Genomic DNA, 22,945 nt, shown 5'->3' with positions numbered 1-22,945 from the left:
GGATTCCGGAATCAGCAACATCCGCCAAGGAATCGGCCACTCGTAGGCAGGTATAGCCCTGCATTCAGGCGACCCCGGTTCCGTGGAACCTCCTGCCCGCGCGAGCGGTAGGAAGGGCATGGAGCGACGCGAATTCCTGAAGGTGACCGGCGGCCTCGCCGGCGCGGCACTGCTCACGTCCTGCGCGCGGCCTCCCGCCGCCGCACCGGCGTCCCCCGCGGGCACGCCCCGGCCCCCCGCCCACGTGCTCTTCGCCGACGTCTCGGCCCGTCTGTCCGCCCTCGACACCCGTTCAGGGGCGACGATCTTCTCCACGGCGCGGCCGGTCGCGGGAGCGGGCTGGGATCGCCTGTACACCGTGTCCCCGGCGGGCGAACTGCTGACCCTCGACGCCGTGACGGGCAGGGAGCTGAGCCGCGCCACCGTCCCACACGGCGTGGTCGCCCGTGTGGTGTCGCCGCTCGGGGACGTCGTGGCCCTCGGCGCCCCTGCCCCGGCCTCTCCGTACGGCCGGCCGGGGCGGCGCTCGACGACCCTCGTCGTCGCCGATCCATCCGGGTCCACGGCTCCCAAGGTCGTGCGGCTGAAGGGCAACTTCGAGCCCGACGCCTTCTCCACGGACGGGAAGGCGCTGTTCCTCCTTGAGTACCTGCCCGCGACCTCGCCGGAGAGCTACCGCGTCAAGGCCTACGACATCGAGCGAGGCTCGTTCTCGCCCCTGCTCACCCGCGAGAAGCGGCCCGTGCCGGCGGGGGCCGAGGAGACGATGCGGGGTGAGGGTCGGGTCGCCGTGCTGTCACCCGGCCGCGATCGGCTCTACACGCTCTACACCCACCAGCCCAACCACCTGCACACCCGCGACCTGGTCGCGGGCAGGACCACGGGGGTCCACGCGTTCGTCCACGTGCTCGACCTCGGCCAGCGGTGGGCCTACTGCCTCGACCTGCCGGAACCGTTCGGACGCGGCCCGGCGGAGGGCCACACGCTGGCGGTGTCCGCCGCCGCCCTGTACGTCTACGACGGAGCCGGCGGCACCCTGCTCCGGGCGGGCACCGAGTCGCTGGAGATCGAGAGGACGGCCGTCGTCGGCGCGTCGTCCGGCGCCGCGTCGGCGGCGTCGGAAGGCGCTTCGCTGTACGTCGCCGCCGGGCCGTCCGTGCGGTCGATCGATCCCGGCTCGCTCGCCGTGCGGGGCGAGTGGCGCCTGCCGGCGGCCGCCCGCGGCGTCGCGGTGACCCCGGACGAGCGCGCCGTCTACGCGGGCGTCACCGGCGGCGTCGTACGGTTCGACGGCCGGGCGGGGCGCGAGGTCTCCCGCATCGCGGTCCCGGGCATCTCCCTGCTCCGTCACGCGGCGACGCGCCCGGACGGGTGACCGGCTCGACCGGCCCGGACCGGTCACGCCCGCCCGCCGGCCCGGCGGCCGGGCTGTATGCTGACGCCCCGTGAGTGAAATGTCCGCCCTATCCGCCGTGCCCGCGCATCCCCACCGAGACGGCGTGCTGAGGTTCTTCTACGGCCCCATGGACTGCGGCAAGTCCACGCTGGCACTGCAGATGAACTACAACCACGGCCGCCAGGGCAGGCGGGGGCTGGTGCTCACCAAGCACGACCGCTCGGGCGGACCGAAGGTCACCAGCCGTATCGGCCTCGGGCTCGAGGCCATCGAGGTCGACGACGACCTCGACCTGGTCGAGCTCGTACGCGCGCACGACCGCGTCGACTACCTCATCTGCGACGAGGCGTGCTTCTACACGGGCGCCCAGATCGAGCAGCTCGCCGACCTGGTGGACGGGCAGGGCGTCGACGTCTACGCCTTCGGCCTGGCCTCGGACTTCCGGTCGCGGATGTTCCCCGCCGCGCAGCGCCTGTTCGAGCTGGCCGACGAGGTGTCGCGGTTGCAGGTCGAGGTGCTCTGCTGGTGCGGGCGCGAGGGCAGGCTCAACGCCCGCGTCGTGGACGGGGTCATGGCGCGCACCGGGGAGCAGGTCGTCATCGCCGACACCGACGCCGCGCAGGTGCACTACCGCGTGCTGTGCCGCCGGCACTACCGCGCCGGCGACCTCGGCGACTCGGCGCACGCCCAGCACCCGGCCTCCACGCCCGCCTGACGGCTCCTAGACCGGGCAGGCGTCGCCCTGGCCCGGCGGCGTCGCCTGGCCGGTGAGGGAGGCGACCTCCGCAAGGGCGGCGAGCAGAGTGTCCTCTGGCTGCGCGCCCGAGACGGCGTACTTGCCCTCGAACAGGAAGAGCGGCACGCCGCTGATGCCGAGCTCGCGGGCGCGGTCGATCTGCGCGCGGGTCTCCTCGGCGCCGTCCTCGCCGTCCAGGGACGCCTGGACCCCCACCTCGCCCGCGAGCCCGGCGAGGGTCTCGCGGTCGCCGATGTTCAGCCCGTCGGTGAAGTAGGCGCGGAAGAGGCGCCTGGCCATCTCCTCGCCCCTGCCCTGCCGGGTCGCGGCGAGGATGAGCCGGTGGGCGTCGAAGGAGTTGGCCTGGACGGCGCGGTCCATGTGCAGCTCGAGGCCGGACTCGGCCGCCGCCCCCGTCACGCGGCCGGTCATCTGCCGCGTCTGCTCGGGCCCGCCGAACTTGCGCTCCATCCACGCGGTGAGCGGCTCCCCGAGGGACTCCGCGTCCGGCGCGAGCTGGAACGGGCGCAGCTCCACCTCGACCTCACCGCCCTGCTCGCGGTAGCGCTCGGCCGCGCGCGCGAAGCGCGTATGGCCGATGTAACACCAGGGGCAGACGACATCAGAAAAGATCTCAACCTTCACACGATGCTCAACCCCGTCACATCAGGCAAACATTCCTGGGATGCCGTCAGGGGGCGGAGGAGATGTCGTCCATGCGGGCGGCGAGCTGCTGGGGATCGCCGCCGAGCAGCGCGGAGGTCGCGCGCCACCAGGCGAACCACTCGCCGCTGCGCCACATCCAGTCGACGCGCTCGATCGCGGCGACGACGTCGCCCTTCGCCTGCCACCACGGGCCGACCTGCTCGGCCGTGGCGCCGTGGCGCAGCGCCCAGTGGCGCAGCTGCTCGGCCGCCCGCTGGTCGACGGTGACGGCGTACGGGTCCGGGTCCTCGCCGGGAAGCGGGTGGGGGCCGAGCCCCGCCGCCACACCCCAGCTCCACTGGGCCTCGGCGGGCCCGGAGTAACGCAGCGTGGCGAAGTCGAGGTTCGATCCCGGCTCGCCGCCGGGCCGCTCCACCACCACGGCGTCCAGGCGGCCGCCGGCGTCGAACGAGACGACCAGGCGCTGCCCGGGGGTGACGCCCTCCGGCAGTTCTATGCGGTCCTCTCCCTGCCAGGAGTTGAGGTCCACCGACCCGACCGGCGAGCCCCACGCCATGTCGGCGGTGTCGTCGGCGATCCAGGCGGCGAGCATCTCCAGCACGGTGAGGTCGGTCCACGGCTCGATGGCGGTGCCGGCGGCCAGCACCTCGTCGGGGGCCGGTATCTTCCCGCCTCGGCCGGCCGACCACCATCCCCTGCCGAGCGCACCGGTGCCGATGAGCAGGCCGGCGATGGCGGCGAGCTCGGAGGACCGCCGGGTGAGCGCGGCGCCCTGCGCCAGCTCCGCGCACCGCGCCATGCGGTCGTCGCCGAGCGCGGCTCGGGCCTCGCTCAGCAGCAACGCGGCCGTCGGATGCTCCTCACCCAGCAGGTCGCGGATGAGCCGCCGGGCCTCCGATCGAGCATCCTCCGCACGGAACTCACGCATATCACCACGTTACGCCGGGAGATCCTCTTCCGCGAGGTTCCGTAACAACCCTGGGATCTACCTGACACGTAAGGCGGATCGGGCCCGCGCCGCCGTCACCAGGCCCGCCCGTACGGCCGCGCGGGGCCGGAGCCGCCCCGGCGACCAGGGCAAAGGGACGGGCAACCGCCTGCGCCCGGGCGCGCGAACGTTGCCGGGAGCAGGCGAAAGATCTAACGAGAGCGGCCGGTGCGGCCGAGCAGCCATCCGATGACGGCGCTGCCGAGTGCGACGCCCGCGCCCATGCCGAAGGCCGTCAGCACCGGCCAGACCGGGGCACCGTTCCGTGAACGCCCGGACGCGCCCGGCGCCTCGCCGCGGGGTCGCTCGAACACCTGCCCGGCCTCGTGCGGCCCGGCCACCTGTGGCGAACCGCCGTTCGCGGACGGGGTCGCGGACGGCACGAGCGCCAGGCCGGCGGGGACCTCCGCCGCGGGAGCGGCGCCCACCTGAAGGTGCTGCTCGACCGCGTTGAAGAACTCCCCCGCGGTCTTCTTCGCGACGGAGCCGAGCATGCGCTGGCCCACTCCGCCGATCATGCCGCCGACGACCGCCTCGGCGTCATAGTCGACCCGGGTCGCACCGCCGTCGACCTCGCTCAGGGTGATGCGCACGGTGGCGTCCACGGTGCCGGGGGCTCCGGCGCCCCGCGCGCGGAGCGTGAACCGCTCGGGCTCCTCCGGGTCGGACAGTGCGACCTCGCCCTGGTAGACACCCTTGATGGAGGCGACGCCCGCGGTCACCGTCATGCGGTAGGTGTCGCCGCCCGTGGACTCCAGCCGCTCGCACCCAGGGATGGTGCGCACCAGGACCGCCGGATCCTGCAGGGCGGCCCACACGCGACCCCGGTCGACTCCGACCACGGCACTGCCAACGACCTTCATGGACACCTCCGATGCCGAGAGACTAGAGACCGACCCGCGACGCGGATAAGGGCAACTTCTGCCCGCCGGTGCCGCAGGGCGTCGTCAGGTCTCGCCCGGCTCACTGCCATGCGTCTCTTGTGGGCATCACGCTAACACCGCCGCGACCCCGCCGCCTTGAAGGCGGTGACGGACCATTCCTGGGACAAACGCGGGACATTATCCCGAAAGCGTCCCGAGTTTGAGCCAAATTCATGAGCAGCCTCCGCCTTTACCCGGGTTCGGGATATAACTAGCCAATTGTTCCGCAGCTTGCGGAGGGGCGGACGCGCAAGGGGACGGATGACCGTGGGTGCTCAGACGGCGGGGCTTTACTTCTCTGTCCTGGGCCCGCTCACGGCGAGCCGCGACGGGGAGCGACTCGACCTCGGCGGCAGCCGCGTCAAGGCCGTCGTCGCGACCCTTCTGATCGCCCAGGGCAAGGTGGTCACCGCCGAGCGGATCGTCGAGGCGGTCTGGGGCGAGCAGGCTCCGAACAGCGTCATGGCCAGCCTGTATTCCTACGTCACCAAACTCCGCAAGTCCCTCGAACCCGACCGGCCGTCGCGGGCGCCCACCGGCATCCTCGACCGCCAGGGCCCCGGGTACGTGCTGCGCGTCCGGCCCGAGTCGGTGGACGCCGAGCGCTTCGCCGCGCTGGCCGAGCGCGGCGCCCGGCTGCTGGCCGAGGACCCGGCCACCGCGGCGGAGAGTCTTGAGACCGCGCTCGGGCTGTGGCGCGGGCCCGCGTACGTCGACCTGGGCGAGAGCGACGCGGCCACGGCCGAGGTCGCGCGGCTGGAGAACGCGAGGCTGGCCGCGCGCCAGGACCACGCGGCGGCCCTGCTCGCCATGGGCACGGCCGTCCCCGCCGTGGGCGAGCTGGAGACGCTGGTCCGCGAGCACCCGCTCGCCGAGCGCTCCTGGGAGCTGCTGGCCCTAGCCCTGTACCGAGGGGGACGCCAGGGCGACGCGCTCGCCGCGCTGCGCACGGCGCGCGAGCGGCTGATCGACGAGCTGGGCGTGGACCCCGGACCGTCCCTGCGCGCCATGGAGGCCGCGGTGCTCCAGCAGGACCCCGGCCTGGACTGGCAGCGTCCCCGGGAGACCGCGGTGCTCGCCGAGCCGGTCGAGCAGCGGGAGGCCCCGCGTCCGCGCCTTCCCGCGCCACTGACCCGCCTCATCGGGGGCGAGGGCGCGGTGAGCACGGTGCGAGGGCTCCTCGCGACCCACCGGCTGGTGACGATCACCGGCGCAGGCGGCACGGGCAAGACCCGCATGGCCCTCGAGGTCGCCCACCAGCACACCGACCAGGCCGAGGGCGAGGGGCCGTGGCTGGCCATGCTCGCCGACGTGGCCGACGAGGCGCTGCTCCCCGGCACGATCGGCGCGGCGATGGGGACGGCCATCACCAAGAGCGCGGACGACCTCGCGGCCTCGATCGGCGACCGCGAGACGCTCCTCGTGCTGGACAACTGCGAGCACCTGGTGGACGCCGTGGCGTGTCTCGCGGAGGACCTGCTGACCCGGTGCCCCGGCCTGCGGCTGCTGGCCACGAGCAGGGAGCGGCTGTCGATCGCCGGAGAGGCCACCTGGGACCTGCCGCCGCTGGACCCCGACGGCACGGGTGCCGAGCTCTTCGTGGAACGATCCCGGGCGGTGCGCCCCGGCTGGCGTCCCCGGCACGCCGAGCGCGAGCTGATCTCCCGGATCTGCCGGGAGCTGGACGGCCTGCCCCTCGCGATCGAACTGGCGGCCGCCCAGACGCGCGTCCTGTCGCTCCAGCAGATCGAAGAGGGGCTCAACGACCGGTTCGCGCTGCTCGCGGGCGGCTCGCGCACCGCCCCGGCCCGCCATCGCAGCCTGGAGGCCGCCATCGAGTCGAGCGTGCGGCTGCTCGACCCGGCCGAGCGGCGGCTCCTCGGCTGCCTCAGCGTGTTCGAGGGCGGGTTCGACCTGGAGGCCGCAGAGCGGCTGGACGACCGGCCGCCCGTGCTGCCCCGGCTGAGCGCGCTGGTCTCCAAGTCGCTCGTCACCGTGGACGGCGCGGGCACGCCCCGCCGCTACCGCATGCTGGAGACCATCCGGCGGTACGCGATGCGCGCCCTTCCCACCGGCGAGCGGCCCGGCTGGGCGAACCGGCACGTCGCCTGGGCGGTCGAGCTGGCCGAGACCGCCGACCGCCGGCTCCGTACGTTCGACGGCGAGCTGTGGATGCGACGGCTCCGGTACGAGCAGGCGAACATGCGCACCGCGCTCGGCCACGCTCTGGCGAGCGGCGACGGGGACTCCGCGCTGCGCATCTCCACGGCGCTGGCCTGGCACTGGTACCGGGCGGGGAACGTGCACGAGGGCATCGGGTGGCTGTCCAAGGCCCTGGAGTGCGCGGGCGCCGACCACCCCGGCCGGGGACAGGCCCTGATCGGGCGGGCGCTGCTGCGCTACCTCGCCGGTGACCCGATCACCGCCAACGACGACGTGGAGGTCGCGCTGCGCCAGGCCGAGGCGACCGGCGACATCGAGGTCATGGCGCGCGCCCTGCCGTACAGGGGGTACTTCCTGCAGCTCAGCGGCAACCCCAGCCAGGCGCAGCTCGCCCTGTCCGAGGGGTGGAAGCACGTACGCGCGGCGGGCCTGCCCTGGGTGGAGGCCGAGCTGATGATGGTGCGCGGGCAGATCACCCGCGTCGCCGGGGATCCCGCGCTCGCCGCCGGGCAGCTCGTCCAGGCGGCCGACATCGCCGAGGCGTGCGGCCACGACTGGGCGTACTGCTCCTCCGGCTGGATCGGCGCGAAGGTCGCCATGGACCTCGGCGACGCGGACCGTGCCGTGCAGCAGTCGGCGCGGCTGGTGGTGCACCTCGACCGCACCGAGGACATGACCTCGTGGCTGGCTTGCGCGCACGTGCTGGCAGGGGCGCTCGGCATGGCGGGCCGGGCGATGGAGGGCGCCGTGCTGCTCGGCGCGGTGTCGGCCATCGGCTCCCGCGTGGGCTACTCACCCCAGCTCATGGACCCGCTCGACGGCCCGCGCAACGTGGCCGTCGTGCGCGCCACCCTCACCCCGGAGGCGTACGAGGAGGCGACGGCGATGGGGGCGAGCCTCACCAAGGAGGACGCCACCGCGATGGCCCGCCGTCTCATCGTCAGCACCCCCGGCGACAAGGACCACCGGACGGTGCTCCGCCTCGACCGCTTCTGAACCGTTTCCGCGCTCACCACGTGAAGTTCCGCGCTCACCGCGTGAAGAGGTAGATCTCCACGGTGGCCTCGCCGCCCGGCAGGCCCTGGTCGTGGTAGGCGCGGACGACGGCTCCCTTCAACAGTCCGGGGAAGGCCGCCCTCAGGCCGCGGTTCACCTTCTCCGCGAGCCTGGTGCCCGCCTCCGGGCTTCCGGCGCCGAACGTCATCACCAGGCCGGCCCGCCGGCCGGTGAGCCGTCCCCCCGTGGCCCTTCGGACCTCACTCCGTACCCGCGCGGTGCCCGTGCCGGTGACCGTCAGCCTGATGGGGGCCCGGGACAGGCCCACGGGCCGCGCGGAGGGAGTGGGGGCGGGCCTGCTCCCGCTCGTCACCGGGGTGGGCACGGGGGTGACCGGCCGGTCGGCCACGGCGGCGGGCTGGGAGCCCAGCACGATGAGCACGAATCCGGCGAGAAGGTCGGCGAACAGCCATCCCGCGATGGCCATCGGGGCCATCGCGGTGCCGGGCCGCCGCCACACGGCGCCTCACCCCTCCGTCCGGGGGGCGGACGCCTTGAGGTCCAGCTCCCACAGGCCGACGGCGGTCCGATCATCCCTGTACTTCTGGTCGGGGGTGTTGAGCTGCCACATCAGCCGCGTGAGGGGCGGCGGCCTGCGCGTCCACTCCGCCGTCACGAGATCGCGGACCTGGCCCCGCTCCAGGAACCCGGCCGTGCTTCCCGCGCAGACGACGATCGCCTGGCCGGGCCCGGTCTGGAAGCCGGTCCAGCGGACGGGGTCCGGTGCCGGCGGGAACAGCGCGGCCCCCTCGCCCGCCTGCTCGCCGTCCGGGAACACCGTGTCCCACCGCCCGTCCGCGCCCAGGGCCAGGACGGAGCCGGGGCCCACCCCGAACACCAGGTGGTGCCTGCTCGACGCGTCCCCCAGCCGGGTGAGCACGCATGTCAGCTCGGTCGCGAGCTGGTCGCCGCCGAGCGCGCGCGCCCGCGCCGCCTCCTTGAGCGGATCCTCCAGCGCGGCCAGGGTGCCGCGCAGCGACTCAGCCAGCCGGGGGCCCGCGTCGTCGTCCCCCTTGATCAGGTCCTGCCAGGCGTCCTGGATCTCGGGCGCCCGGTCGGCGAGCCTGTACTGGATGCTCCGGCAGGCCTGCGCGGCGCCGACCTGCGAGTAGCGGCTTCCCCTGCGGCCCGCCGCGACGGCCGTCAGCAGGACGGGCGGCTGGAAGGTGTCGATCACGGCCAGCGCCATCGTCTGGCGCCGCACCTTGCCGTCCGTACGGGCGGCGTCGCCGCGCACGGAGGCGCCCCGCACCACCAGGCCGCCGAGCCGCGCCCCGTCCGCCACGCTGTCGGGGACGGAGTCGGGCACGTCCGGCAGGACCTGCGGGTCGAGAAGGTGCTCGGCCTTCCGCCCGTCCCCGTAGGAGCCGATCGGCACCTCCGGCTCCTGCCGCTCCACTTGGACCTCCTTCTCGACGTACTCCACGGAGGGCCGGCGGGCGAGCTCCTCGCGCGCCCGCCGCAGGCCCTCGTTGGCACGTCCCAGCTCCTGCCGCGCGTGCCTGAGCTCCTCCGCCACGGGCTGGAGGCGGCGCAGTTCCTCCTGGCCGCGATCGAGGTCCGCCCTCGCCCGCCGCAGCTCGGCCTGGTGGCCGCGGAGCTCCTGGCGTGCCGGCCGCAGGCGCGCGTGCGCGGCGAGCGCCCAGCTCAGCGAGGCCAAGAAGGCGGCGATCGCGATCAGAGTGACGAGCCCGTCTATGGCCATTCCCTGCGCCCCTTGTCCTGTCCGTCGCCGGCGTGCTCGCCGGCGCACAGCGCGGTCACCGCCTGCTCCAGCACGGCGGCGTGGCGGTCGCGGGCGGCCTCGGCCGCCTCCGCCGCCATGATCTGCCGGGTCACGGACACATTGACGTCCGCGACCACCCGGGTGAGCTCCTCGCCGATGCCGGCCATCTTCTCCGTCAGGGTGACCGCGGCCGCCGCCACGGCCTCCTGGTAGGTCTGCCCGACGTCCCGCGCGGCCTCTCCCGCCGACGCCCGGATCGCCTCGGCGAAGCCGCTCCCCGCCCTGGCCAGGTCGTCCGTCGCCCCGGTGATGCGGTCGCCGAGGCCCGCCAGCGTGGCGTCGATCCGCTCCGTGACGGCCGCGAGGAGCCTCTCCCCCGCCTCCCGCGACTCCTTCAGTCCGGACGCGGCGCTGTCGGCGGCGGCGTCCAGCCGTACGGCGGCCCGGGCGGCGCGCTCGGTGACCTCCTCGGCCAGCGTGGTGGCGGCCTCCCGCATGGAGGACGTCGCGCCCGCCACCTCGGCGCCCGTGTCCCGCAGCCGGGTCACCGTCGTGCCCAGCTCGCCGATGGCCGCGTGCAGGCGCTCGGAGACCACGATGTTGCGTCCCGACAGCCCCGCCATGCTCTCCTGCACGAGCGCCGCCTGGTCGAAGATGCCCCCGAGCACGGCCGCCGCCCTGGACAGTTCGGCCGCGAACCGGGCCGGCGAGGCCAGCCTGCGCCGGTTGAGCAGCATCTGGGCCCGGGTGAGCACGGGAACGAGCCGGGAGAGCAACTCGGCTCGCCGGCGCCCGGCGGCGCGCTCGTCCGCGCGGGCGAGCCAGGTGCCCACCAGGTTGAAGAGCAGCAGCAGGCCGAGGGCGGTCAGCGTGTAGCCCGCGACGTGGGAGAGGTCGAGGAGCGGGTTCAGCTCACCGTGGAAGCCGGACTGCCACAGGTCGAGGAAGGTCCGTCCCCCCGCGGCGGCGCGGCCGGCCGCCGAGTCCAGCATCCGGCCGTACGCGGCGACCGCCGAGGCGAGGCCGAACCAGGTCAGCAGGACGGGGACGAAGACCAGCCCGGAGGTGGCGACGGACAGGACGAGCCCGAGCCGGGGGTGGCGTGAGGCGGGCAGGATGGCGTCCGGCCGGGCGAAGGTCGCCAGCAGGTCCATCTCGACCCAGTCGCCGGCCGCCTGGGCGTCCTCCACGAGAGCGAGACCCAGGGACACCAGCTCCGGTGCCCGGGGTCCGAGTTCCGGTTCTTGGGCGAGTTCCCCCAACGCTTTCGCGATTTGGGCGCCACTCGCCGATATAGCCCTCATAGCGTTGTCTCTCCAGTTGATCCGGTTGGCCAGTGAAACACGGAAACCAAGTCGGAAATCTCATCCATTGATGGTTTTCGCGAGAAGAGATGCTTTTACGCTCGCGGCACGGCTGATCCGTCACGGAGGAGGAATGTGGTGGCCGATGAGGAGAACACCGGGGTGCTACGGGAGATCGCCCGGCTCCGCGAGAAAGCGGAGCGGCTGCACAGCGCTCTGAGCTCCCACCCGTTCCCCGACGAGCCCGGTGTCTCGAGCCTTCGGGAACGGGTGGAGCAACTGGTCGTCGATCAGATCAACCTGGCCAAGAACCCGGTGACGATCGGCGTGGTCGGGCAGTTCAGCGTGGGGAAGTCCATGATGCTGGGCACGCTGCTCGGCAAGCCGGACCTGCTGCCGACCGAGCAGCGCCCGACGACGGGGAACGTCACGGCCCTCACGCTGCTCGCGGCGAGGCCGGGCCAGCGCACCCACGTCGAGGGCACGGTCGGCGTCCACTATCTCAGCCGGCAGCAATTGATCAATTGCGTCGGCGAAATCATGGGCCAACTGGTCCACGAGACCGACAAAATCATCGCGGCGGACGAGGTCGCGCCGCTCGATGGCTACAACCCCATTGATCAGGGCTGGATAAAGTTCGAAAGATGGTGCCAGAAACACCTATGGGGAGAAAAGCACGTAAATCCCACCCTTCGTAAGACGGCGCAGGAGCTGCTGACGCTACGCGACGCGCACCTCAGCGCCGAGGCGCTGCTCGGCGAGACGGTGCACGTGTCCAAGGACCACATCGACAGGGCGATCGACCTCGGCGCGAGCGACGGCGTCCCCGAGTCCTACCCCGAGCGCGACGTCAGGCCGGGTATGGGCAGGCGCGACGTCGAGCAGCGCCAGGAGGACCTGCGCCTGACGTTCCCGCTGATACGCCGGGTGGCCTACACCGTGCGGGTCGACCCGCGCGTGTGGGCGCTCGACGGGCTGCGCGACCAGAACGAGGTCGTGCTGCTCGACTTCCCCGGGCTCGCCGCCGACCGGTCCGCCAAGCGCGACGCGTTCCTCAGCGAGAGCGAGCTGCGGGACATCCACACCATCATCACCGTCATCGACGCGCCCACCCCCGAGACCGAGGTGCCCGACCGCTTCTACAACATGCTGGAGAGGCACGGCCGCAAGCCCGCCGAGCTGCGGGACTCCGTCCTCGCCGTCGGCAACCGCTTCGACCGGATCACCCCGCCCGACCTGCCGGGGGACCGGACGCACGTGACCATGGAAGACCTGTGGCAGGAGTCGCAGAACCTGCGGGGACTGTGCGTCCGGGCGCCCGACCTGGTCCAGAAGCAGGCCGGGCGGGTGCGCCTGGTGTCCTCCGCCGTGGCGATGAGCCTGTGCGACCTGCCCGCGACGTTCAGGGGCCAGGAGATGGCGAAGGTGGCTGCGGCCGTCGAGGAGGCACCGGCCCGCGCGGCGGCCTGGAAGGACCTCGCGGCCCGGGTGCTCGGCACGCAGCCGGGGAACGTGTGGGGACGGGCGCTTGAGGCCCTGGCCGAGGACGGCGGCTTCGCCTCGCTGCGCGACCTGATCGAGGACCACGCCCGCACCCACGGTCTGGCCAACAAGCTGCGCGCGATGCGGCGGCTGGAACGGCTCATCGGCGACGAGCTGCCCAAGCTGAAGCGCTTCGTCACCGCGTCAGGCCAGCCGCCCCCGGGCGGGAGCGCCGCCGCACGCGAGCGCGTCGGCGCCCTGTTCACCGAGCTGCGGCGGCACCACGGCGAGCTGCTCAGGGCGGTCGGCGAGTTCCGCAACCCGCTGACCGTGCGGGACGCCGACGGAGTGCCCCTGGTCCAGGCGGTGCGCGAGGCCGCGGTCACCGAGACGATGTGCTGGCCCCAGTGGCAGGAGATCCTCCGGCGGGCGCAGGGCGGATTCGTCCGCAAGAACCAGGAGCAGCAGCGGTCCCGCGCCGACCGCCTGCTGCGCGCCAAGGCCGCTCAGGGAGACGACACCACGGCCGCCTTCGTGGAACCGTTCGCCACCACGTACGCGGACGCCGTCAAGAACGGGCACGCGCGGCTCTCCGCGATCCTCGGCGAGTGGCTGGACGCCCAGAACGCGCGCCTCGCCCCCCTGCGGGAGCGGTTCCTCGACGACGAGGTCCAGCGACTGCTGGACGTGGGCCTGCCGAGGATCGCCCACCGCGTCGGCGACAACGTCGACCAGGTGCTGGACATGCTCACCGAGGTCTCCTGGCTCGCCTCCCCCGAGGAGGGCGAGGACGTCGGCGCGGACCCGGAGGACGCGCGCGGCCCGCAGGACGGCACGGACGTCCAGGACCCGGCCGGCGAGCGCCTTCCGGTGTACGTCGACAGGGCGCTCCCCTGGCACCCGCGCGTGCCGGAAGGCAGGAACGACTGGGAGCAGAAGCTCGCCCGGCACCAGATCTACCTGTTCAGGCTCAGGCGGGCGATGGCCCTGAGCGTCGCGGACGCCGCCACCGAGGCCATCACCACGCGCATCACGCGGGTGCACGCCGAGCTCCGCCAGGACCTTGAGTACCTGTACGAACGCATCCCCGGACGAGCACACGTGAACCTGATGTTCCCTGCCGAGCCGCAGCCGGGCGAGGCCGCCGGAGAGGCCGCCGACGCCACGCCGGGCGACGAGTCGCCGCTGATGAAGCTGATCAGAGAGTGGGGAGTGGCGTGATGCTGCTGAACCTCGTATTCGAGACGCCCGCCGAGCACGCCCTCCACGTGCAGGAGACCGCGCCGCTCACCTTCCACCTCTACGAGCGGGACGGGGACTACCTGCTTCCCGGCGCGGTGCTCACCACCGTTCCCGGCATGCCGCAGGTGGAGGTGCAGGAGGTCCGGGTGGTGCCGGACGGCGACGGCCGCCGCGACCACGAGCTGGCCGCGATGTGGAACCATGCCGCCTCGCAGTCCCGCGGGTGGGTCGTGTCCAGGAAGGTGCTGGCGGAGGGGCTGCGGCTGCCGGTCAGCCGGGTCGCGTCCGGCCCGAGCGCGCCGGAGTGGCCGGTGCGGGCGTCGGTGAAATGGCGGTACACCTTCACCGACACCTCCGGGGTCGCCGCCTACGACGAGCGGCCCGTACGCGTGCTGTTCGCCGCCCCCGGCACCCCGCCGCCTCCGCCGCCGGGGCCCCCGCTCGATCCCGAGTGGCAGGACGTCCCCTTCCCGATCCGGGAGCTGAAGGAGCCCTACTACCAGGGAGTCGCGGCGGTGGACTTCGGCACGTCCTCCGCCACCGTGACGATCCTCGACAGCCGGCGCCCGCAGCGGCTGCCCCTGGACCCCCAGCAGGCGAGGCAACTGCGGGAGAAGCTCGCCGGCCTGCTGCGGGACTGCCCGCCGGAGCACCTCGCCGGGCAGTGGCGCGACCTGCTGGCCAAGCTCGTCGCGTCGGTCGCGGAGACCCTCGGCGAGCGCGCTCCACGCGACCTCACCGCGCTCGCGGCGGAGCTCAGGCAGGCGGTGGCGGTCGGCCGCGACCCGGACACGCTCACCGACGCGCTGCTGGACACTGTGTGCCTGGCTCTGGACGAGTGCCTGGTGGAGTCGGGCGAGACGCTCGCGGCGTGGCTCGCCCCCCGCCTGCTCGACGCCTACGACAGCGCCTTCCTCGTACCGAACCTGTTCGAGCTGTCGCTGCGCCAGGTCGAGCTGGACCCGGGCAAGAGGCGGCCCGAGATCCTGCCCAGCACCGTGGAGATCGTCGATCCCAGCCCCGTGCGGATCGCACTCGGGGTGGACGGGCCGGAGGTCAGGCGGGGGCTCAAGTCCGACCTGATCAAGCCGGAGCTCCTCGGGGACGGCATCACGGGACGGGGCGGGCGGGGCGCGACGACCGACGACCTGATCGCCGCCGTCTACGCCGAGCTGATCGAGCGTACGGAGGTGTTCGCCAGGCCGGACGGCGAGGAGGACCCGCCGGCCATGCTCACCAGCGTGGTCGTCACCTACCCGACGACCACGCCGCCCGGTGCGCGGGAGCGGCTGCAGCGGCTCATCAGGAAGACGCTGGACATGCCCCAGGTCATCACCAGCTTCGACGAGGGCGTCGCGGCCGGGCTGTTCTTCCTGATGCGCGACTTCGGCACCGACCGGGGCGAGCTGGGCACCGAGGCGCTGATCTCCCGCTCCCGCAGGATCGGCGACGACCCGCCCACCTGGCGGCAGAACATGCTGGTGATCGACGTCGGCGCGGGCACCACCGACATCGCGCTGATCCGGCTGACGGTGATCGACCACACGAGGGCCATCGAGAACGTCGACCCGCTCGTCCAGGGCCGCTACTACGTGATCAGGCCCGAGGTGGTGAACTCCACCGGCCACCTCCAACTGGGCGGCGACTACCTCACCCTGCGCGTCTTCTACTGGCTCAAGGCGGCCGTCCTGGACGCGCTGATCAACGGGGACGGGTTCGAGACCGAGCGGCGGGCGCTCGCCCAGAAGATCGCCGGGCGCGGCCAGGAGAGCGGGAGGAGCGCGCTCGCCAAGCTCGTCGCGATGTCGGACGCGTCCTTGCCCGCGCCGCGCGAGATCGCCGACGTGCTCCGCGACGCGCTGCCCACTCACTGGGCCAAGGACGCGAAGTCACCACAGAAGCAGGCCTTCCACCTCCTGTGGAAGCTGGCGGAGCAGACGAAGATCGAGATGGGCCGGTGGACGGAGGAGACCTACCCCGTCCCCCTGGACGACGTGCAGAGCATGCTGAACGCCATCGACCAGGACAACGCGGGCGCCCAGACGAGGCTGGTGGACCTCCTTCCCAAGGAGAGCGTCGCCCTCGACCTCGGCGAGTTCACCCGGCTCGCCCGTCAGATCCTCAGCCAGGCCGTGGGCATGGGCCGCTGGCTCGTCGAGGAGAGCTTCCCGAAGAGCTCCGACGAGCGGCTCGACCGGGTCATGCTGTCGGGCCAGACCAGCACGATGCCCCTGATGCGCGAGGTCGTCATCGACGAACTGCCCGGCAACGAGGGGAACGACGAGCAGGAGCGCCTGCTCACGTGGAACCCCGCCGCGGTCATCGTCGAGGCCGACTACGCCAAGGCCGCCGCGTCGCTCGGAGCCTGCTGGGCCCAGTCGGTGTACCTGCGCAACATGGGCCTGACCGGGGCGGAGCCGGAGCTGGCCAGAGGACGCACCCACGTCCAGATCGCGGTGGACAACCTCTTCTACACGCTTCCCTGCGCGTTCCAGCTCCAGGGCTACGGAAGGAACACCATCCCCCTGCTGGCGGCCGGCCACGCGATGCGCGAGGTGGACGCCGAAGGCACCATCGCCGCCCGCGACACCACGTGGCAGCCGCTGCTCCCCCTCCACGAGGTCCACCGCCCCATCGGGAAGGCCGAGACCATCCAGTGGGGGGTGTTCAACTTCGGCACCCGTCAGGAGGAGGGGTTCCGCCCCGATCCGAAGGTCTTCCTGCCCAGCTCGGACGGCCTCCAGGAGTCCAGGATCAAGACCCTCTTCGAGGTGGACCAGAACCTGATCCCGTACCTCTACCTGTGCCAGGGGGAGGCGCACTACCACGTGAGCGCCGACGAAGGGGAGTTCGTCGACCTGCGCTCCGAGCTGGACCCCCGCACGTGGGACGACCACGAGAGGCGGCTCCGCGAGCTACCGGCGCCGCTCATGGTCTCGGTGGTCGAGGAGGACGGCACGGAGGTGGAGACCCGGGAGATCTTCCCCGCGTGGTCCCCCGACGGGCAGAAGGTGAGCGCGTACTTCGACAGGTTCTTCCACGAGAACGACGCGCTGGACAGCGGCTACGTGCTCGGGCGCGTGTCCGCCCCCCTCCCCTCTCCTCCGCAGAGCGGCTACTACCAGTTCTTCCTGCGGCGCCCCGACGGGAACCGCGACGAGCTCGCCCCGCTGCGCGCGCCGGGGCCGGTCGAGCCCACCGCCCGGTACGTGGCGACGCTGGACGTGCGCGGGCGGCTGCGCCTCCACCGGGGCGAGCCGCCGTTCTGGAAGGCGGAGAGCCTGCGCGACGTGGAGCGGCACAGCGGCTCGGTCTACAAGGTCACGATGGACAGGGGCGTCTCGGAGCTGGAGCCGGACCGTGATCCCTTCACCGGAAGGCACTGACCATGGCGACGGACACCACGGCGGGAACGGCCGCCGGTTCTGAGCGGACGCTGGACGACGCCCTCCGGCTGCTCCTCGCGCTGCTCCCGGAGGAGGGCGAGGTCCGCGGGAGGCTTGAGGAGCTCGTCGTCGCGCTCACCGGGACGGGCATGCGCATCCATTCCACCGACCCGGCCGCCGCCGACGCCTGCGTGGCGGCGCGCGACGGCCTGGAGAGGCTGCTCAGGACCAGGACGGCCGGACCCGCCCGGCCGTCCGGCCGGGCCGGGGACACCTCGACGGCCGACCTGCACGAGGCAGCGGAGCACGTGACGGGAGAAGAGCCCGCGGGCGATACCGCCGAGGGCGAGGAGGCGGACGGCCCGGAGGCGCCTGTCGTCGGGCAGGCGGAGGCGACGGACGCGCGGGACGGCGCCGTCGCGACCGTACCGCCCGTACCGCCGGTACCGCCCGGCGAGGGGACCGAGGGTGGCGGAGTGGACGTGAGCCCCGGCGACCTGACGGAGCCGGCGCCGGCGAAGGCGTCACCCCTCGAAGCCGTTGGGAAGGCGTCGCCCATAGAAGCCGTGAGGGAGGCTCGGCGGCCGGTCGTCGGGGACCTGGACGCGATGACCGCCGAGGCTCTCGCCGATGTCCTGACGCGCATGTCCGGGGACAGGGACGTCTCGCCCCATGCCGTCCCCTACCAGGTGCCCTCGGCAGGGAGCCCGCGCGAACGGGCCGCGGTCACCTGGGAGCGCGTCCACATGCTCGCGCTGCGGCTGGCGCCCGAGGTGGCGGACCTCTGGCGCGGGCGTGCCTGGGAGGCGGTGGGGTCCGCCGCCCGCGACCACGCGGCCGCGACGGGCGCCGCCGTTCCCCAGGCCACTCCGCCCGATGAGCCTCCTGACCTGCCTCCGGCGCTGGAGGTCATCGGCTACCCGGGCCCCGACCTGTCGACGAGCTCCGACGCCTCGACCTGGGACGACCTCCGGCGCTCCCTGGCGAAACGCGACCTTGCGCACCTGGTCGACATGGCACGTCAGGCCTGCTGGCTCGCGGGCCACGACCAGGGGCTCTGGCACGGCTTCGACGTCGTGACCAAGGGACTGGAGGAGGCGAGCGGGAGCAACCTCAACCTGTACCTGTCCAACATGCGCACCCGCCTGACGAACCTGGACGGCGACTCGCCGGAACCGGTTCCGGAGTTCCGCCGGCTCCTGGCCCTGGACGAGGCACTCCGCGGCCTCGTGCCGCTCCCGCTCCCCCATCGGCGAAGCTGGTGGGACCGGCGCACCGCCCTGCTGTCCGACGGCCTCCTCGCGCACCCCCGCGGCGGCGACTGCAACCCGAGCCTCCAGGGGAGCACGTTCAGGACCCTGGTCACCACCCAGCGGGTCGACGACGGCGACCCCTCGGTGAGCGCGAGCAGAGCGGGCACGTCCCCGTCCTTCGAGGGCAAGGTGGTGTGGGTGCTCAGGGTCGCCGACCCCGAGCCGCCCTCCGGCAGGCCCTCCCTGGCGCGCGTGGTCTACGTGAAGAGCACGTGAGGTGCACGCCGTACGGGAGGTCCTGCGGCGCAGGGAGAGCTCGGCCAGGATTCTGGCCGGGCTCCCCACGGCTCTGACCTGCGGCCTGCTGACGCCGAGGCTGCTCGACGACGTGACGGCCGTGACCGGGGACGCCCTCGCCTCGGGCGGCTTCGGGTTCCGCGTGGTCGCCATGTGGGCGGCACGCGACGAGGACGGCCGCCTGATCAGGGCCCTGGTCAGTGCCGCGCTCCCGGAGGACGGAGCCCTGGGCGCCGCCGCACGACGGGAGGCCGGAGCCCTGGGCGCCGCGCTGGAGACCGGCGTGACGCCGGCCCTGCCTCTGGAGATCGCCCCGGCGGGCGCCGGCCCGCGCCTGGTGCTCGGGGACGAGGAGGCCGGAACGCTGAACGACCTCCTCGTCCATCTCCGGCGACGCCCGGCGGCCGCCACGGGGGCGCCGCCGGGCCTGCCACCGCGTCCACCATCGAGCCCACCACCAGGCCTGCCGCGCCCGCCATCGGGCCCACCGTTCGGCCCGCCATCGGACGCGAGCGCCGCCGACGAGCCGTTCACCGCCGAGTACCACGGGGCGGGGCCGGCCGGTGAGGCCCTGCGGCGGCGTGCCCGGCTGTACGAGCGCGCGGCGGCCTACGGCGTGGTCCCGCGAAGCATCATGTCCACGCGAAGCACCATGTCCACGCGAAGCACCATGTCCGCGGGAAGCACCATGTCCGCACACAGCCGCATGTCCCCGCGAAGCACCCTGTCCACGCGACCCGTCCGTCCGCCGCGCCTGGAGGTTCCCGCGGGCCCGTTCGGACACGAGCACGTCGCGCACGCGACGTCCCTGATCGTCGTCCCGGTGCCCGACGCGGGCGACGACGCGCGCGCGGCGGCGGTCGCGGCCGAACTGGAGGGCGCGCACGGCTTCCTCGCCGTGGTGTCGGACGCGGACCTGACGGCACCCGCGCCCCCGCGACGGCTGGGCGACCTCGCGGCGTGGCTCCGGCAGGCCCTGGAGATCCTCGGCCCCGACCGTGTCACGCTCGTGGTGGACGGGGTGGACCCGCGCGGGTCCGACCCCGCCACCCGCCGCGCCTGGGTACGGCTGCGGACGGCGAGCGTCCTGCGCCTTCCGCCCGCCTGGCCCAGAGAGGCGATCATCGTCCTCAGCTCACGGTCGATGGCCCGTCACGGGGACTACTCGATGATCCTGCCGCTGCTCGGACGGCTCACCGCTCCACTCCGCGCCGAACCCGAGACGGTCTACGCCATCGCGACGGCCAGGCAGTTGCTACGCGCCTGTTCGCTGATCGGGCGGCGCTGCGAGACGGTGCTGGCGGCCCCGGTCTCCGGGAGCGGAGGATCGGCTTCCGGCCCGGGGGACGGCGTCCAGCGGCGTGCCCGGCTCTGCGCGCGTGCGGCGCTCCCCCTGGCCGGCGAGGTGGTCTGCGAGCTCTCGGACGCGCTCCCCGAGTGAACGGCCCCCGGCGGCCACACCCCGTCGTCGTGGAGCAGGTCGTCGATCCTCTCCTGCGCTTCCCTCGCGCTCACGACGTCCCCCCGTCGCCGTCGCCGGAGTCTCCCGGCATCGGGCTCCCCTTCTGTTCACGGCCGGCCTGCGGCGCGCCGCCGAGGCCGATGGCGACTCCCGAGATGGCGGCGCCGTCCCTGGTGACGATGCTGTTGTAGTAGTGGTTGTGCCGGCCGACGATGGACCGTTCCCGCTCCGTGCGCTGGTGCTCCCAGGCCGCGAGGCGGCGGCGCAGCTCGGCCGTGTCGATGAGGCGGGCCTGCCCGAGGGCGGTCAGCGTCAGGTTGCCGTACTCGCTGGAGTACGCCCCGCTCACCATGTGCGCGATGAGGCGCTGATCCGTACGGGGGATCTTGGAGACCGCCTCCCAGATGTGGCGCCGGAACCTTTCGAGATCGTGGAGCTCGTCGTCGATCACCGCCTGGTTGACCGGCGGGTAGGGGCTCTCCGGGCAGACCCGCGCGGCCCTGTCGAGAAACCCCCGCGCCTGGGCGTGGTCCTGGGGCGGGCCGAGGGCGATGAGCGCCGCCTCCACCAGCAGGGTGCAGGCCGACTGCCGTGCGGTGAGGTCTCCCTGGCCGGACGGGGCGATCAGGCCCTGCCCGTGTTCGAGCAGCGCGTACGCGCCCGGCCGGTCGGTCTCGGCCACCAGGCGGGCCAGGGCGGTCCACGCGTGGACCGCCAGCGGCCGGTGGGCCAGCACGGTGCGGAACGCCCTCTGGGCACCCGCGTCGTCGCCCATCTCCGCCAGGCAGGTGCCGAGCAGGTACCACGCCGTGTGCGCCGGATCGACGCGGGGATCGGAGAACTCGGTGACCAGCGTGGTCAGCTCGGCCGCCGCCCTGGAGTAGCGACCGGACGACAGGTCGAGCCGCGCGCGCTGGAGTCTCACGCCGGCCCGCGTGGCGGGGTCGGCCGCCGCCGCGGCGGCCAGGTCGAGGGCAAGCGCCGCGTCGTGGAGGCTCACGCCGTGGTCGATCCAGATCTGCGCGGCGTTCGTCAGGACCACCGGGTCGTTCGGTGACAACCGCAGCAGCTCGCCGTACCGGCGCAGGGCCTCGGCGTGCATGCCGTTGGAGTGGTGCCGGATCGCCGCGTTGAGCGACTCGCTGTACTGGCGCGGCTGCGACTCCGCGAGCTTCTCCCTGCGTTTGAGTGACGCCCGGTGCGCGTGCAGCGCCCGTACGACGGCCAGGCCCGCGACGGCGATCAGCGATCCGGCTCCGTTCTTGACCTCTTCGCCGTCCACCGCCGCTCCCGTCAGTACTCGTCGATGTTGACGATGCGCCCGAGTGCGCCGGGATGCTCGCGTGCCCGCGAGGGGGTGGCGCGGATCGGGCGGGGCCGGTCGCGCCCGCCCTGACCGGCGTCCGGCACGCTGATCCACGCCTCGGTGACGACGTCCTTCGAGCGCACGGTGACCTGGTGGAAAAGCTGCTTCCTCAGGTCGCGGTACTCGTGCTCGATGACGTCCTCGAACAACTGCGCCGACACGGCGATCGCCAGGTCGGCGTCCGGGTGCTCCTCCAGCGCGGCCCGCAGCTCGTCGCTGTCACGCAGGCGGCAGACCATGTTCACGGCCCTGCCGACGAACCCGCTGTCCCCCACCTGCGTCGGGCCCTGGTGGAACGCGACGCGCAGCCGCAGCCGCACGGGCGCGTCCTTGCCGAGATGGCGGTTGTGCTGCCGGAGCGCGATGCGCAACTCGCTGACGAACCCGGCGATGACCCGTGCCTCACTCACACCGGAAGGCAGCAGCAGGAGCAGCCCGTCGCCCTGTTCCTGGCGGAACATCACGGTCGCGGCCTCCGACTCGGCGTACGTGCCGCGCTCGGCGACGTAGAGCCGGTCGAGGCCCGCCTCCTTGCTCGTCTGGGCGATGACCTCGACGAGACGGCGCTGGATCTCCTTCTGCTCTGGATCGGACCGCCGGCTGTACTTCTCGACGTCGAGGCCTATGCACAGCCGACGGACTTCTCCGCTCAGGTCGTTCACCGGTTCGCTCCTTCGGACGAGGCGGTGCTGGAGTTCACCCAGCATCGCCGCCCCGTCACGCCGGAACCTCATAATCCAACGGGTTCTCGCCCAGTCCTGCGAAGCTCTGGAGCCTGCGGATGTCGTGGACGACGATGCGGCGGTAGCCCGTGCCGACGACCCCGGCCCTCCGCAGCACGGTCAGGGCCTTGTGCACGGTCGGGTCGGCGGCCCCCACGAGCGCGGCGAGCTCCGGCTGCGTGAACGCGACGCCGATCATGATGCCCTCCCCGACCGGCTCGCCGTACGACCACGCCAGCTCGACGATGACGCGGGACAGCCGCGTGAGGGTCGAGAACGTGCCGTACTCGACCCGGCGGCGGGTGGTCCAGCGCACCTTGTTGACCACCGCCCGGTTGACGGCGAGCGAGGCCTCGGGGCAACGGCTGAGAAACGCCACGAAGGTCTCCTGGGAGATGAGCTGCACCAGGCAGGGGCCCGCCGCGGTGACGGTGGCCGCGCGGGGGTGCCCGTCGAGGGCGGCGAACTCCCCCACCAGGTCGCCGCCGACGCGTATGCCCAGCAGCGCGACCTTGCCGCTCTCGGTGTTCGCCGTGACCTTGACGCAGGCGTCCACGAGGAGGAAGACCTCGGTGGACCTGTCCCCCTCCAGGATCAGCGTCTCGCCCGTGGTGAACTGCCGGGGGCGGCCGAGCCCGAGCAGTTCCTCCCTCGCGGCCTCGCCGAGGCCGCCGAGGAGGCTGCCGCGCGGCCACTTGCCTACCTTGCGAATCACACGGCGCCGCCCGGGTTCGGGGCCGTTCATAGTGATCCTCCCAAATGTGATGACGGCCGGCT

16 protein-coding genes are annotated in these 22,945 nt (G+C 73.1%); 7 read left to right on the top strand and 9 right to left on the bottom strand.

The window, feature by feature from the left end; genetic code table 11:
- Positions 1–118: 118 nt before the first annotated feature.
- Together OG589_RS05315 and OG589_RS05310 are read left to right on the top strand one after the other, a co-directional pair.
- Positions 119–1,375: a hypothetical protein gene (locus tag OG589_RS05315; protein WP_405146678.1), complete on the top strand. Its 1,257-nt coding sequence runs from the start codon at positions 119–121 to the stop codon at positions 1,373–1,375.
- Positions 1,376–1,454: 79 nt separating this feature from the next.
- The gene (locus tag OG589_RS05310) at positions 1,455–2,111 is read left to right on the top strand and encodes a thymidine kinase (RefSeq protein ID WP_405151961.1); all 657 of its coding nucleotides are present in this window, start codon (positions 1,455–1,457) and stop codon (positions 2,109–2,111) included.
- A gap of 6 nt (positions 2,112–2,117) precedes the next feature.
- On the opposite strand, the gene OG589_RS05305 is transcribed toward OG589_RS05310, so the two are convergent.
- The 3 genes from OG589_RS05305 to OG589_RS05295 form a co-directional block, all read right to left on the bottom strand.
- Positions 2,118–2,777 (bottom strand): DsbA family protein, encoded by a 660-nt coding sequence (locus OG589_RS05305; protein WP_405146676.1) that lies wholly within the window; start codon positions 2,775–2,777, stop codon positions 2,118–2,120.
- A 46-nt stretch (positions 2,778–2,823) separates the two neighbouring features.
- On the bottom strand, positions 2,824–3,726 hold the full coding sequence (locus OG589_RS05300; RefSeq protein ID WP_405146674.1) for a hypothetical protein: 903 nt from the start codon (positions 3,724–3,726) through the stop codon (positions 2,824–2,826).
- Positions 3,727–3,938: 212 nt separating this feature from the next.
- Complete coding sequence (locus OG589_RS05295) at positions 3,939–4,649, bottom strand: carbon monoxide dehydrogenase subunit G (protein WP_405146672.1); 711 nt, start codon at positions 4,647–4,649, stop codon at positions 3,939–3,941.
- A gap of 321 nt (positions 4,650–4,970) precedes the next feature.
- Between OG589_RS05295 and OG589_RS05290 the strand changes: the two genes are divergently transcribed.
- Positions 4,971–7,868 (top strand): BTAD domain-containing putative transcriptional regulator, encoded by a 2,898-nt coding sequence (locus OG589_RS05290; protein WP_405146670.1) that lies wholly within the window; start codon positions 4,971–4,973, stop codon positions 7,866–7,868.
- Between the two features lie 34 nt (positions 7,869–7,902).
- On the opposite strand, the gene OG589_RS05285 is transcribed toward OG589_RS05290, so the two are convergent.
- The 3 genes from OG589_RS05285 to OG589_RS05275 are packed head-to-tail and all read right to left on the bottom strand — an operon-like array spanning position 7,903 to position 10,865.
- A complete protein-coding gene (locus OG589_RS05285; protein WP_405146668.1) occupies positions 7,903–8,388 on the bottom strand; it encodes a hypothetical protein in 486 nt (161 codons plus the stop codon).
- Positions 8,389–8,394: 6 nt separating this feature from the next.
- Positions 8,395–9,633, bottom strand: a complete 1,239-nt coding sequence (locus OG589_RS05280; protein ID WP_405146666.1) for a protein phosphatase 2C domain-containing protein — start codon at positions 9,631–9,633, stop codon at positions 8,395–8,397.
- Entirely contained in the window at positions 9,624–10,865 is a 1,242-nt protein-coding gene (locus tag OG589_RS05275) for a hypothetical protein (RefSeq protein ID WP_405146664.1), read from the bottom strand. Before OG589_RS05275 ends, OG589_RS05280 begins: the two co-directional genes overlap by 10 nt.
- A gap of 231 nt (positions 10,866–11,096) precedes the next feature.
- Between OG589_RS05275 and OG589_RS05270 the strand changes: the two genes are divergently transcribed.
- Genes OG589_RS05270 through OG589_RS05255 form a run of 4 tightly spaced genes read left to right on the top strand, consistent with a single transcriptional unit; the run spans position 11,097 to position 20,059 of the window.
- Complete coding sequence (locus OG589_RS05270; protein ID WP_405146662.1) at positions 11,097–13,661, top strand: dynamin family protein; 2,565 nt, start codon at positions 11,097–11,099, stop codon at positions 13,659–13,661.
- Positions 13,661–17,068 carry a hypothetical protein gene (locus OG589_RS05265; protein ID WP_405146660.1) on the top strand — a complete coding sequence of 1,136 codons (3,408 nt, stop codon included), beginning with the start codon at positions 13,661–13,663 and terminating at the stop codon, positions 17,066–17,068. Before OG589_RS05270 ends, OG589_RS05265 begins: the two co-directional genes overlap by 1 nt.
- 2 nt (positions 17,069–17,070) lie before the next feature.
- Positions 17,071–18,597: a hypothetical protein gene (locus OG589_RS05260; RefSeq protein WP_405146658.1), complete on the top strand. Its 1,527-nt coding sequence runs from the start codon at positions 17,071–17,073 to the stop codon at positions 18,595–18,597.
- A 1-nt stretch (position 18,598) separates the two neighbouring features.
- Positions 18,599–20,059, top strand: a complete 1,461-nt coding sequence (locus tag OG589_RS05255) for a hypothetical protein (protein ID WP_405146656.1) — start codon at positions 18,599–18,601, stop codon at positions 20,057–20,059.
- Positions 20,060–20,129: 70 nt separating this feature from the next.
- Here OG589_RS05255 and OG589_RS05250 read toward each other — a convergent pair whose 3' ends face one another.
- From OG589_RS05250 to OG589_RS05240, 3 genes are read right to left on the bottom strand one after another with little or no spacing between them, the layout of a single operon-like run.
- Positions 20,130–21,362: a tetratricopeptide repeat protein gene (locus OG589_RS05250; protein WP_405146654.1), complete on the bottom strand. Its 1,233-nt coding sequence runs from the start codon at positions 21,360–21,362 to the stop codon at positions 20,130–20,132.
- 11 nt (positions 21,363–21,373) lie between these two features.
- Complete coding sequence (locus OG589_RS05245; RefSeq protein WP_405146652.1) at positions 21,374–22,108, bottom strand: hypothetical protein; 735 nt, start codon at positions 22,106–22,108, stop codon at positions 21,374–21,376.
- Positions 22,109–22,163: 55 nt separating this feature from the next.
- Positions 22,164–22,883, bottom strand: coding sequence for a Crp/Fnr family transcriptional regulator (locus tag OG589_RS05240; protein ID WP_405146650.1), 720 nt, complete (start codon positions 22,881–22,883; stop codon positions 22,164–22,166).
- Between the last annotated feature and the right edge of the window lie 62 nt (positions 22,884–22,945).

Source organism: Sphaerisporangium sp. NBC_01403 (genome assembly GCF_045040145.1).
GTDB lineage: Bacteria > Actinomycetota > Actinomycetes > Streptosporangiales > Streptosporangiaceae > Sphaerisporangium > Sphaerisporangium viridialbum.
Note: the sequence above shows the minus strand (reverse complement) of the source record. Positions and strands in the feature narration are given on the sequence as shown.

Excerpts from the sequence above, each read along its gene's own strand:
- OG589_RS05315 (WP_405146678.1), top strand. The coding sequence starts at position 119 with ATGGAGCGACGCGAATTCCTGAAGGTGACCGGCGGCCTCGCCGGCGCG.
- OG589_RS05310 (WP_405151961.1), top strand. The coding sequence starts at position 1,455 with ATGTCCGCCCTATCCGCCGTGCCCGCGCATCCCCACCGAGACGGCGTG.
- OG589_RS05300 (WP_405146674.1), bottom strand. The coding sequence starts at position 3,726 with ATGCGTGAGTTCCGTGCGGAGGATGCTCGATCGGAGGCCCGGCGGCTC.
- OG589_RS05295 (WP_405146672.1), bottom strand. The coding sequence starts at position 4,649 with ATGAAGGTCGTTGGCAGTGCCGTGGTCGGAGTCGACCGGGGTCGCGTG.
- OG589_RS05290 (WP_405146670.1), top strand. The coding sequence starts at position 4,971 with ATGACCGTGGGTGCTCAGACGGCGGGGCTTTACTTCTCTGTCCTGGGC.
- OG589_RS05280 (WP_405146666.1), bottom strand. The coding sequence starts at position 9,633 with ATGGCCATAGACGGGCTCGTCACTCTGATCGCGATCGCCGCCTTCTTG.
- OG589_RS05265 (WP_405146660.1), top strand. The coding sequence starts at position 13,661 with ATGCTGCTGAACCTCGTATTCGAGACGCCCGCCGAGCACGCCCTCCAC.
- OG589_RS05260 (WP_405146658.1), top strand. The coding sequence starts at position 17,071 with ATGGCGACGGACACCACGGCGGGAACGGCCGCCGGTTCTGAGCGGACG.